1 protein-coding gene is annotated in these 230 nt (G+C 55.2%); it reads left to right on the top strand.

The window, feature by feature from the left end:
* Positions 1-230: hypothetical protein (locus tag AC1RPH_RS08565; RefSeq protein ID WP_481762162.1), on the top strand; the 230-nt coding region annotated here is incomplete at both ends.

Raw genomic sequence — 230 nt, 5'->3', positions numbered from 1 at the left:
AGATCAAGAGCCCGAGCCACATTATTCTCGAAGTTGTCGAGCACGGTGACGTTGGCAGCATTATTTCGGCTGAGGCCGACGATCTGGACTGTGAGCTGCTGGAACGTCCGGCTAAGAAACTGGCGAAGGGAAAGAAAAGCCGTCTGCATACCGTCCACGGTGAACCCATTGAGGTAGGTGACGAATACTGGTCGGATTCTCTCGACGAGGTTGTGGCGGTGGTTCGCCTC

Source organism: Dellaglioa sp. CoH-57-MRSF-16, assembly GCF_056782055.1.
Note: the sequence above shows the minus strand (reverse complement) of the source record. Positions and strands in the feature narration are given on the sequence as shown.